Source organism: Dyadobacter sp. CY326, assembly GCF_021390515.1.
Taxonomy (GTDB): Bacteria; Bacteroidota; Bacteroidia; order Cytophagales; family Spirosomataceae; genus Dyadobacter.
Genome location: NZ_JAJUXI010000002.1, coordinates 161,773 through 174,867 on the forward strand (window position 1 = coordinate 161,773; position 13,095 = coordinate 174,867).

At 47.1% G+C, this 13,095-nt stretch carries 5 protein-coding genes; 4 read left to right on the forward strand and 1 reads right to left on the reverse strand.

Annotated elements, in window-relative coordinates; all coding sequences use genetic code 11:
• Window positions 1-71 precede the first annotated feature (71 nt).
• The gene (locus LZG73_RS01250) at window positions 72-4,076 is read right to left on the reverse strand and encodes a hybrid sensor histidine kinase/response regulator transcription factor (RefSeq protein ID WP_233845679.1); all 4,005 of its coding nucleotides are present in this window, start codon (window positions 4,074-4,076) and stop codon (window positions 72-74) included.
• Between the two features lie 169 nt (window positions 4,077-4,245).
• Between LZG73_RS01250 and LZG73_RS01255 the strand changes: the two genes are divergently transcribed.
• The 4 genes from LZG73_RS01255 to LZG73_RS01270 all read left to right on the forward strand — a co-directional run bounded on the left by LZG73_RS01255 (window position 4,246) and on the right by LZG73_RS01270 (window position 13,091).
• Entirely contained in the window at window positions 4,246-7,260 is a 3,015-nt protein-coding gene (locus tag LZG73_RS01255) for a SusC/RagA family TonB-linked outer membrane protein (RefSeq protein ID WP_233845680.1), read from the forward strand.
• A 22-nt stretch (window positions 7,261-7,282) separates the two neighbouring features.
• Window positions 7,283-9,010: a RagB/SusD family nutrient uptake outer membrane protein gene (locus LZG73_RS01260; protein ID WP_233845681.1), complete on the forward strand. Its 1,728-nt coding sequence runs from the start codon at window positions 7,283-7,285 to the stop codon at window positions 9,008-9,010.
• 11 nt (window positions 9,011-9,021) lie between these two features.
• Window positions 9,022-12,009 carry a PA14 domain-containing protein gene (locus LZG73_RS01265; protein WP_233845682.1) on the forward strand — a complete coding sequence of 996 codons (2,988 nt, stop codon included), beginning with the start codon at window positions 9,022-9,024 and terminating at the stop codon, window positions 12,007-12,009.
• Window positions 12,010-12,212: 203 nt separating this feature from the next.
• Complete coding sequence (locus LZG73_RS01270) at window positions 12,213-13,091, forward strand: AraC family transcriptional regulator (RefSeq protein ID WP_233845683.1); 879 nt, start codon at window positions 12,213-12,215, stop codon at window positions 13,089-13,091.
• Window positions 13,092-13,095: the final 4 nt, after the last annotated feature.

The following is a 13,095-nucleotide window of genomic DNA, read 5'->3' on the forward strand; positions in this document are numbered from 1 at the left end:
GTCAGATTGACACTTGAAGGAAACAATAGTATAAATTAATCTATATAAAACAAAATTATTTCTGGTAAACCTTACAAAGCTTCATTCTGTAACCGGATCACATAAGCGGATGGACTCACTCCAAACTGCTTTTGAAAATCTCTGGAAAAGTTGGTTGGAATGCTGTAACCGACCATATCGGCCACTTCGTTGATCTTGTATTTGTTTTCAGCAAGGAGTTCTGCGGCTTTTTTGAGGCGCGACAAGTTGATAAGCTCGTTAGGCGTCATGTCCGAAATGCCTTTGATCTTGCGATATAAAGTCGGACGGCTCATGTTCATCATGGATGAAAGCAGGTCTACGTCGAGGTTGCTGTCGGCAATGCGCTTGCTGATGATGTTGTTGAGCTGTTCCAAAAACTGCTTATCCGCTGTTGAAGATGCAATTCCTCTGATGTGCGTGAGCGGCGAGCGGGCGAAATATTCCTTTATAATGTTGCGGTTATTGATCAGATTCGTGATTTGAGCGGCCAAATGATCGAGCGAAAACGGCTTTTCAATGTAAGCGTCCGCGCCTACTTCCAGCCCTTCGATCCGGGAGTTGATAGAGTTTTTGGCAGTCAATAAAATGATCGGAATGTGGCTGAACTGCACGTCGTGTTTCATTTTTCGGGTCAGTTCAATCCCGTCCATCACGGGCATCATAATGTCGCTGATCACCAGATGAACGTTTTCATGCTGCAAGATCTCAACAGCCTGCTGGCCGTCCAGGGCGCGCATGACATTATATGAAGCGCTCAGCTCGCGGCTTAGATAGTTGAGAATGTCCACATTATCTTCCACAAGCAGGATCACGGGCTTGGCCGGATCTGCCGCTTCATTAGCCACATTATTTAGTATAAAATCAGCCGGAATTTCCTCAATTTCACCTTTCAAATCCATTTCATAATCCTGGTGAATGGGCAATGAAAGCAGAAATGTATTTTGCTGATTGTCCTGCCGTTTCAGTTCGAGTTTTCCTTTGTGCAGCTCGGCAAGCGAACGCGCCAGCGGCAAACCAATGCCGGTTCCCTCCTGTTTCTGACTGGCGGCAACGCGGTAAAACGGTTCGAAGATCTTGTCCTTTTCATCGTCTCCGATGATCAAACCGTCATTGGTAAATTCAATGTAAAAAAGCAGATCGTCGCTGCTGAATGGCAAGAGTCTGATTTTAACCGCGTTATCCGCGTATTTGATCGCATTGTTGATAAGGTTGCTAATGATCTTCTTGCACGCTTCAATGTCCACGTAAGCGTGTAATGTAATGCGGGGAAGCTCAATTTTATAGGTTAAATTCTTCTGTTCCGCCGCCGGCCTGAATGTGGCAAACACGTCGCTAAGCAGCTCATTGATATCCGTTTTGGTAAAATTCAGACTAAAATTATTCGCCTCGGCTTTCCGGAAATCCAGCAGCTGGTTGGTCAGGTCAATGAGGCGGTTGGCATTTTTATTGATCATAGTCAGGTTTTCAAAAGTTTCCGCATTGGCGTTTTCATCGGCCAGCAGCTTGTCGAGCGGCATTTTGATGAGCGTCAGCGGGGTTCTGATTTCATGGGCAACGTTGGTAAAAAAGTCAATTTTCGCATTGTAAATCTCGCGCTCCTTGCCGATTTCAATGGTTTCGATCACACGCTTGTTTCGCTCCGCAACCGCCCAGTGATAGTAACGGAGCAGGGTTGTAACAATCGCGCCTGCAATTGCCGCGTAGAGTAGATAAGCCCAGATCGTCGCCCACCACGGAGGCAGAATTTCAATGCTGAGCCTCGTCTCGCGGCCATTCCAGACCTGATCGTTGTTCGACCCCTTAATCCGTAACACATAATGCCCCGGCGGGAGTTTTGAAAAATAGATTTTTCTGTTGTTGCTTACCGTAAGCCATTGCCCGTCAAGACCTTCCATTTGATACATGTAACGGTTCATCTGGGGGATCACATAACTTAATGCGGCGACATCAAAAGTCAGGTTCGAGCGATCATAGGGCAGCCTGATTGCTTTGGCGTAAATGGGTGACTCGGTTAAGGGAGAGTTTTTGTCGCCAATTTGCAGTTCCTGATTGTTCGACTGGATGCCTGTAATGTACACCGGCGGCACATATGCATTCTTTACAAATGTGCCGGGCTTAAAGCTGATCAGCCCCGCAACCGTGCCGAAAAACAGCGTTCCGTCGTCATTTTTATACGAAGAGTTGTAATTGAATTGCTCGCTTGGAAGCCCGTTGGCCTCGTTGTAATTTGTGAATTTCCCCGTTTTGGAATCCAGCATGGATAATCCGCGTGAGGTCGAGATCCAGAAATTCCCCTGCTCGTCTTCCAAAACCCTGAAAACCTGGTTATCCGGCAGACCGTCTTCAATGCGGTAATTTTTGAATTTCTTTGTCAGATCATTGTAACGCGATAAACCGTGCTCTGTGCAGAACCAGAAATCCCCATTTGAGCTCTGATAAAGGCTGTTAATGTAGTTATCAGGAAGCCCGTCGGCTTTTCCTTCCACATACTGAATTCTTCCTTTTTTGTTGGTTTTTGGGTTAAAATAAAAAACCCCTCCTCCATAACTCGCCACCCAGAGTGTGCCCTGTTTGTCTTCATGAATGCTCTGGACCTGCGAGTTGAAAAACTCCATGGGTGAGAAATCGTCCGTTTTTCGGTTGTACTTGAACAGCCCCGACCACGTCCCGACGAGAATGTCCAAGCTGCGCGTTTTGTACAATGTGACTATGAAATTGCTGCCGAAAGTGTTGGGCATACTGGTGCTGTAATGTCGCACGACTTTGTTGGTTTTCAAATCCATCACATCCAGCCCGTGCTCGTAAGTGCCGATCCACAAATGATCGCCGTCGGCCACCAGTCCGTGCAGGTTCCGGTAAGCAATGCTGCCCTTTTTTCCATCAGGCAGAAAGGACTTGAATGTTCCCGTTTGCAAATCTAGCTGGTTCAATCCTGCATCCTCCGTGCCGACCCAGAGCTTGCCATATTGATCCTTGGTAATTTCATGGACCAGATTTCCGCTGATGCTGTTGCCGGGCTGCGGGAAATATTTATGAAAACGGTTGAACTCGGAAGAATAATAATTGACCCCACCAAACTGTGTGCTCACCCAGATTCCGCCTTCCCTATCCTTGAAAATCGCGTTCACAATGTTGTCAGTGATCGAGTAAGCGTTGTATTTCTCTTTCACAATCTGGTTCAATTTCTTCCTTTTCAGGTCTAGAATGTAAAGGCCCGACTCGGAGCCAAGCCAAAATTTGCCGTCGCTATGCTTGTAAATGGCGTGGATCTGAATGTCTTCCTGCTTGCCCGTTAGCCCGGAAATGTCTTCCACTTTACCGTTTTTATAATTGACCAGCTGCACGCGGTGCATACTGCCCACCAGCAAAGCCGAATCCGACACAGCATGCACGACGATGTTGCCAAAAATGTCGCTCACGCCCACGAGGCGGGCAATGTCAAATTCAGTAAAGTCATTGGTAACAGCATTGAAGCGCCTGACCATGCCGTTGCTGCTCGCAATCCACACGATCCCCTCGCCCGAAACATGAATGGAAATGACATTTGCGTCCCATGAAAACGTGCTGACTTTCTGGGTTTTGGAATTGTAACGAAAAAGGCGGTTGTCTGAAATGATCCAGATGTTTCCCTGCTTGTCTCCACGGATCACGCGCACCTCTCCGGCCTTTACCAGATTGAAAGGTGAAAACTGATCCGAAATTGGATTATAGCGGTAAACGCCCTTATGCGTGCCGATCCACAATTTCTCGTCAACGTCTTCAAAAATTGAAAAAACGGAATTGCTGCCAAGACTGGTCGAATCACCCTGTTTGCTTCTGAAAATCTTGAAAGAATTGCCGTCAAACCGGTTGAGTCCGTTGCGGCTGGCAATCCAGATGAAGCCCTTTTTATCCTGCAAAATGTCGCCCGTCGCATTGCCCGAAAGACCGTTGGAAACCTTGTAGCTTTTGAAATAATAGGGAATGTCCTGGCCCGGACAGGTCAGATATAAAAGCAGACAGCAAAATGTAGCGAGCAGATTTTTCACATTATAAATATATCCCTGCAAAATCATTGGTAAACAACATTTAGCAATGATGAGACAGTTTGATCTAAAATTGAGACTCACAGATCATTCCATTAATTAACAAAGAATGAACTTCGCAGAAGTTAAAATAAGTCCTATTAATTAATCATATAATAACAAGTTCATAAGCACAAAACCCGCTTAAACAACAATTTTAATGAAAAATAATTTGTACAAACTGGCACAAGCTGCTAAAAAGCCGATGCAAATGCGCTGGTCTGCCAAGACTGCGCTGGCAATGCTTTTGGGTATCTTCGTGGCCATGTCCGGAGTCGCTCAGGCTCAGACGGGCAGTTCACTTTCAGGTAAAGTTTCTGACAAACAAGGCGCTTTGCCGGGCGTTTCTGTGTTAGAAAAAGGCACAAGCAACGGCACGACGACCGATGCAGAAGGAAAATTTACATTACAGCTTTCGGCAGAAGGCAAAACAATTACGGTTTCAAGTGTGGGCTACGTGGCTCAGGATGTTGACGTTACCAACAAATCGACGATTGACATCACATTGCTGGAAGATCAGAAAACACTTAATGAAGTGGTCGTGATCGGTTACGGCTCTTTGAACAAAAGAGAGGTTTCCAGCGCCATCACCCACTTATCCAGCAAGGATTTGCTTCAAATAGGAAGTAACAGTCCGCTAATGTCGATTCAAGGTAAAGTGGCCGGACTTTCGGTAACGAACACTTCCGCCGGTGACCCTAACTCAACGCCCAACATTCAGCTGCGCGGCGCTTCTTCGCGCAGTGCGGGTCTTGGACCATTGTATGTAATCAATGGAATTCCGGGTGGTAACATCGACAACATTAACCAAAATGAGATCGAATCCATTGACGTGTTGAAAGGCGGGGCGGCTTCGGCGATTTACGGAACGCGCGGAAGTAACGGGGTGATCGTGATCACAACCAAAAAAGGCTCGGCCGAATCACGGTTGTTTTACGATGGTTATACTTCATTCGATTTCTTAGCCAATGAATTGAAAGTGCTTTCCAAAGACCAGTTCCTAGCCAACAAGCGCGGAGTGGACTTCGGAGGTAACACCAACTGGATGAAGGAAGTTAGCCGTACACCAGCGTTTACGCAGAAACATACTTTGCAGTTTTCGGGTGGAAATGGCAAGACAAATTATTTTAGTTCAGTGGATTTCCGCGATGCGAACGGGATCGATCTTCGCGCCGCAAAGAAAGAATATGGCGGCCGGGTGAACATTAATCACACCACCGCAAACGATCTTTTTGCATTGACTTTCAGCGTAGCGCCACGTTATGCCAAAACGAGTGAGGCCGATTACAGCGGTTTCAATTATGCATTGACGTTGAACCCGACGCAATCTGTGCGGGATTCTGCTGGCAAGTATGCCTACATTAACTCCGGATTTTTTGCCAATAACCCGGTCGAAAACGCCAAAAGCGTGATCCGTGGTGAGGAGATCAAATTCCTGGATGTGAATGGTTCAGCCAAATGGAACATTCTCGAAAACCTGAACACGACTGTGACTTTCGGTGAGGTAACCCGGTCGGCACGCGCCCAGCGATTCACGCCATCGAACATTACTACAGTCATAAATGGCAACGGACGCAACACGGCATATCAAGCGCTTAACGAGAATGATCAGAAAAGTTTGGAATGGTTGGGAAATTACTTCCTGGATCTTGACAAACATTCAATTAAGCTGCTGGGTGGTTATTCTTACCAGTTATTTACGAACTCCGGTTTTGATGCTTCAAACGAAAAATTCCCTTCCGACGTGCTCACCTATAACGGCCTTGGAACCGGATTATGGAACCTGGAAAAAGGCATTAATGGGGTTAGTTCTTACAAAAACACCTCGAAGCTGATTGCCTTCTTCGGACGTGTGAACTACGATTTTGACCAAAAATATTACCTGTCTGCAAGTTTGCGCAGGGAAGGTTCTTCCAAATTTGGTTATGACAACAAATGGGGCTTTTTCCCCGCGGCTTCATTGGCATGGCGCGTGACGCAGGAGAATTTTGCAAAAAACATTTCCTGGCTGAATGAATTGAAAGTGCGTGCGGATTATGGCGAAACGGGAAACCAGGATTTTGACAGCTATAAATCTTTGGATACATATGGCGGCTACGGTTACTATCCGTTCAACGGTAATTCTTATCAAGTGTGGGGACCAAACCAAAACACAAACTACAACTTGCGTTGGGAAAAGGCAGCCAACTTCAATGCGGGCGTTGACTTCGAGCTTTTCAGCAGCAAAGTTTCAGGTAGCGTGAACTATTATGTGCGTACAAACAAGGATTTGCTTGGGAATTACAATGTGTCGAACCCGCCAAACATTCAGGGGCAAACATTTGCTAACGTAGGAACCATGCGTAATACGGGTGTGGAATTGCAGGTGAGTGCATCAGTTGTCAAAAAAGGCGATTTCAGCTATGATCTTGGCTTGACCGGCGCCTGGAATGACAACAAGTTTGTTTCATTTTCCAACAATCTGTACAGAGGCCAGCCCTACATTGACGTGGTGGGCATGCCCGCACCAGGAAGCCCGGGAACGCTGCAACGCTTGCAGGAAGACACGCGCATAGGAAGCTTTTATGCACTCAAATCTGCGGGTGTGAATGAAAACGGCGCATTGCTCGTGTACAAGAAAAATGGCGAGATAGTGCCAGCGAACGAAGCCAACAACGATGACAAGCAATTTATAGGAAACGGTCTGCCGAAGTTCACATTGGGTATGTCCAACTCTTTCAAATACAAAAACTGGGATCTGAGTGTGTTCCTGCGCGGAGCATTTGGCTATAAGCTGTTCAATACTTACGCTTTCTATTTGGGCACACCGGCTGCACAGGAAAATGCAAACGTGCTGACATCGGCTTACGATGGAAGCAAATATTCGAAGCTGACCAGCACTTCTACTTACTCGTCGCTTTCCGATTACTTCCTGGAACCAGGCGGATTTTTGAAGGTGGACAATGTGACGCTGAGCTACACGCAGCCGCTGAAAACGAAATTCATGCAGTCGGTGCGCGTTTATGCGACAACCCGGAACCTGGCCACATTCACCAAATTCACCGGCGGCGATCCGGATCTGATCCAGGTAAACGGACTCTATCCCGGCGTGCGGACCAATGGCGACAACAATGGTACGCTGGATTACTATCCTTCTACTACGCAGCTTTTGCTGGGTTTACAACTTACATTTTAATAAGCTGATATAAATTCCAAAAATGAAAAGGAATAACATTTCAAAATACATACTCAGGTTTGCTGCCTGCGCGCTGCTTTCGGTGACGGCGGGCTGCACCAACCTGGACGAAGAACTTTACGATCGGATCACCTCCGAAAACTTTCTGCAAACACGTGACGACGTGACGCGCGACTTTTTGCGCGCATTCGAACACAGCTATTGGAGCATTCAAGGCGGCGGCACATTCATGCTGCAAGAGAACAGCTCTGATGAAATGATGACCATCAACCGCCAGGGCGACTGGTTTGACGGCGGGCAGTTCCAGCGCGTGCATTACCACACCTGGACGCCTCAGGACAACTTTACCAGCGACCCCTGGAACGCGCTTTACGGCGGCGTAACATTGGCGACCAACTCACTGGAAGATCTGGAAGGCATTACTGATCCTACCAAATTCGAGATGACGCGTGAAGAACTGGATGGCATGATCGCAGAGCTGAAAGTGCTCCGCGCGTGGCTGAACATTCGTTTGCTGGATTTTTACCGCAACATTGTCATTGTTACTAAAGTAAAAGGACAAACGGAAGGCGGCTTGCAGTCGACTCCTCAGGAATCATTTGCTTTCATTGAGCAAGAGCTGAAAGATGCGCTTCCAAAGCTTTCGACCAACACAACATTGGGCAACAATGTGGTGGGACGCTGGACAAAAGGCGGCGCCGCTTCCCTGCTGGTGCGCTTGTATTTAAATGCGAAGATTTACACGGGAACGGATCGTTTCAAAGACTGCGAAACGGTTGCACAGGAAATCATTGACGGCAAATATGGCAATTATGCGCTTGAAACACGCTGGGATGCGCCCTTCGATTATACCAACCCGACTTCCAAAGAAACGATCTTTGGTTTTCCGGGAAGCTTTGCGCAAACGCACTGGCAATATGATGGCGGAATGTATTTCTGGATGCTTCCGAACCTGGCGCCAAGCTATTTTGGATTCACCGATTTTGGCAATGCAAACCCCAAGTATGCCATGCAGCCGGGCCGCGATGTGGATAGTGTGGAGTACAACTTTACATTGGGCAAGCCATTCATCAAGTTTCAGAAATACAAGGATGATCTGCGTTTGAAAAAATACAAAAACCTGGGTAACAGCAAGCGTGAGGGAATGTTCCTGTATGGCTATCTGCCTTACACAAATCCTGCGGGCAAGGCGGACACAGTGAGAGGTTTCAAAGGCCCTTATGCCCTTTTCCTGCGTGATCAGGTTGGTAAATTCCTGGATGCCAAGCCAGGAACCAAGATTGCCGACAAGGTTTCGAACATGAACAATGGGGATAACAACTCAGGACTTTACCCTGTGAAATATCCTTATTACCCAAGCGACGATCAGAACAAAATCACTTCGGCTTATGCAGAAATCCGTCTTGCCGAAATCTATTATTCTTTGGCTGAATGTAAATATCGTGCAGGAAACAAAGCGGCGGCTGCCACATTGCTGAATGCAGTTCGCAAACGCAACTATCCAGCTGGCTCGCCGAGTCTTTACAAAGCCAATGGCGCTGAGCTGACCGATCAGGAAATGCTGGACGAATGGATGCGTGAGTTTTTGGCAGAAGGCAGAAGAAGAACGGATTTGGTCCGTTGGGGCGTGTTCAGCACCGGCACATGGTGGGACAAAAAGCCTGACGGTGACAACCATACAGACATTTTACCAATCGGCCAGAATGTGCTGAATTCTTCACCGCAATTGAAGCAAAATCCAGGTTACTAAAATTATTTTAAATGAAATTTCACAAGTTTTTGGCCGGGCTAAGTGCCGCAACATTGGTTGCGGTTCTTGGCTCTGCTACTTTTATTGATCATAACAAATCGCTTCCTGACGTGAAGCGTCCGCGCGAGGCCTGGGTTTTGCGGTCGGTGCTGGATGTCCATCCGAGAATCCTGAGCATTGCATTGCACGACAATCTCTGGCTGGCATATAACACCAAAACGGCTGCATTATACAAAGCCTGGACGGGAAAAATCAACTTTGGCGGCCCTGTTTACACATCTTCACATGGTCCGCAGCCCGTTTCATCCGGGACGACTTACATGGAAGAGCCCGATGAAAATCCCTGGCGCATTGAAGCTGATGGAAAGCAGGTTACGCCTGATATCAGCTACAAAGGCCACACAATTCTGAACAATCAGGTTACACTGAAATATGAGCTGGATTATCAGGGAACGAAGATTCTGGTTGAGGAGAAACCTGAGTTTTTTGATGCCGGAAACGGCAAAGCTGGCTTTGAGCGCGCATTTACAGTTTCCAATGTTCCTGATGGCGTTGCGCTGTCACTGAACATGCATTTGAATTCACTTTCAGCTGCAACGGATTATAAAACCGATGGAAAATTCGCCGTAACCGAGCAACGTGACGAGCATTCCGGAAGTCAGTCTTTCAAAGCGATTGACGGAAAACTGGTGCTCAACAGCAACGGAAAAACGACCTTTTCCATTAACCTGACTAAAAAACCCGAGCAGGCGCAGACGCAGCAGCAAGTCAGCAAAACTGAAATGGTGGCCGGACTTTTTGCCAAAAGCGATTGCAACACTTGTCACAATCAGGACGTGAAAACGGTTGGCCCGGCTTATAAGGCAATTGCTGAGCGATACGATAACAATGATCAGAACAAAAATGCATTGGTTGCAAAAGTGATCAAAGGCGGCGCGGGCAACTGGGGACAAATCGCCATGTCGCCCCACCCTGATTTGAAAAAAGAAGATGCTGAAACCATGGTGTCCTACATTCTGGACCTGGATGCAGAGAAGGAAAGAGCGCAGGCGGCAAACAAATTAATGCCTAAGCCAGCCTACCCTATCGCATTGAAATCTGTAAACCCTGCACAAGTTGCAGCTGCCACTGAAAAGCCGGGCATAGCAGTGAATGTTTATCAGTTTGCCAGCGGCATTGGCAATGTTCCTGAAATCAATGATGAAATGTTGCCTGTTAAATCGGGATCGATCAATGCGCTGCATTTGGATGATCAGGATTTTGGCGACTTGAAAGACAACTTTGCCATTTTCGCAAGTGGTTATATCAACATCAAAAAGGCCACCAACATTGTTTTCAGATTGGTTTGTGACGATGGCGGCAAGCTGTTTATCGACAACAAACTGGTTGCTGACAACGGCGTAAACCACGGATTGCAACCGACAGACGGCGAAATGATCTTGAAAGCGGGCAAGCATCCTTTCACTGTGGAATATTATCAAGGCGCATTTGGCAAAGGACTTTCGCTGCAATGGAGACCTTATGGCAGCAAAGAATTCACAGTGGTGCCGCCAAGCGTTTTCACTTACAAAGGAGCCGACATTAAAAAGACCGGTCAAACGCCTGTTGACGTTAAGAAAACGGACGTTCCCGGAGATCAGTCGCCGCTTGTTGCCGTGCACCCAAGTTTCACATTGTCGCAAGCACGGCCGGACAATTTTCAGCCAAAAGTAGGCGGAATCGATTTTCTGGCAGATGGCAGAATGGTTGTAAGCACGTGGGATTCCTTGGGTTCGGTTTACATTGTGGACGGACGCAAAGCTGCTTCGCCAAGTGATATCAAAGTAAAACGCATTGCATATGGCCTCGCCGAACCGCTGGGTTTGAAAGTGGTTGACGATGAGATTTATATCATGCAAAAGCAGGAATTGACCAAGCTGGTTGACCTGAACAAAGATGAGATCATCGATGAATATCAGACCATTTGCAACGGCTGGAAAGTTTCAGCCAATTTCCATGAATTCGCATTCGGGCTGGTTTACAAAGACGGCTATTTCTACGGAACATTGGCAACTGCCATTAACCCGGGCGGCGCCAGCACAAAGCCCCAGATCCCGGACCGTGGCAAAGTCGTGAAAATCTCTAAAAAAGACGGCTCATTTACATTTGTGGCATCCGGCCTTCGCACGCCGAATGGCATTGGTTTGGGTGTGGATAGTGAAATTTTTATCGCCGATAACCAGGGCGACTGGCTTCCGGCCAACAAGATCATTCATTTGCAGGAAGGTGCCTGGTATGGCTCACGTTCTGTGGATTTTGAAGGAACAGCCAACAAAGTGGAAACGCCGCCGGTTGTGTGGTTGACCCAGGATGAAATCGGCAACTCACCCAGTCAGCCAGCCAAGCTGAATGTGGGTCCTTATCAAAATCAAATGATCCATGGCGATGTGACGCATGGCGGGATCAAGCGTGTTTTTGCTGAAAAAGTAAATGGCGCTTACCAGGGAGCCGCATTCCGGTTTACCCAAGGTTTGGAAGCGGGTGTTAACCGCCTGGCATGGAGCCCGGACGGCTCGTTATACATTGGCGGCGTGGGTTCAACGGGCAACTGGGGACACAGCGGCAAGCTCAGCTATGGTTTGCAAAAGCTGACTTTCAATGAAAAGGTTGCATTTGAAATGCTGGCGGTGAGAGCGAAATCCAATGGTGTGGAAATTGAATTCACAGAGCCTTTGAAAGAGGGCGTTGGAGAGTTGCCATCCGATTATGACATTCGTCAATGGTGGTTTAAGCCAACCGCAGATTACGGCGGACCGAAAATGGATAACGAAAATCTTGCTGTTAATGCTGTCAAAATCTCTGCCGACCGGAAAAAAGTCACATTGCAATTGGCAGGCATGAAAAGCAAGCACGTGGTCTACATTCATTTGAACAGAAAAACCATCGTGAGCCAAGCTGGCAACACGCTTTGGAGCACCGAAGCCTGGTATAACATGAACCAAATTCCCGGAAATATTTAAGTTCTCGTTTCGGAATTTAAAAGTCGATCCAATGAATGAGCAATTAACCGCTCGTTCATTGGATTTTTTTTTGGTGGCTATTTTTAAAGGAAACTTCGCTTGTCAATGATTGAATTTCTGCCCGACATTAATAACGCTTTGCGCGAACCATAATCAGCGAACAAACGTGTTCCGTTTTGATGTTGTCTCGATAAAAAAAGAAAATGCAGGAAACGAAAGGAGTGCTTGAACGGATTTCGCATCATGAGAAATTGGGGCTTACTGTGAATGAAAACTGTTCGATCGCCTTGCCTGCGGACGTCTTGCAAAAATTGCTTCAACCGCACCGGCTTGCGCATTATTGCTTTATTTTCATGGATGAGGGTTCGGAAACTTATCAGGTCGATTTGCAAAAAATCAGCATTTCTGATGGCCAGGTGGCTTTTGGTTTGCCTAATCAGATTTTTACCAATCCAATAAAAAAGGAAAGCAACCAGAATTACAAAATCGGTTTTGATGAAAACACTTTGGCGTTGCTTCCACACACTTACCCATTCCTGCTCAATCCTTTAAACACAAACACGATCACTTTTGACCCTGTCGCAAAACAGCGTGTCAAGTCTGTTATGTCCATTTTATTTCAGCTGCTCCATGCCGAAGGGAAACAAAAACCCGCCGAGATTATCCTGGCGCATCTGAACACATTGCTGACAGAATTTAACAGCGCATACTTTGCAGAAGCCAATCAGGAGCTAATTTCGGACCCAAAAATGACGAAATATGTTGAATTCAGGCTGGCTGTGGAATCGCACCTCACCGAGCAGCCGGATGTGCACACGATTGCTGAAAGCCTGGCCCTGACCACGAGCACGCTGTATGGGATTGTGAAAGAATATTCGGGCCTTTCGCCAAAAGAATGGATGACAAACCGGCTGATGCTGGAAGCCCAGCGGAAATTGCGTTACTCGCCCGTCTCAGTCAAAGAACTGGCTTACGAGCTCGGTTTCAATGATCCCGATTACTTTTCCCGAACATTCAAAAAGAACACTGGCAAGAGCATAAGCAGGTTTTTGGAGGACTTGCGCGATTTGTCCAGCAACTAACATG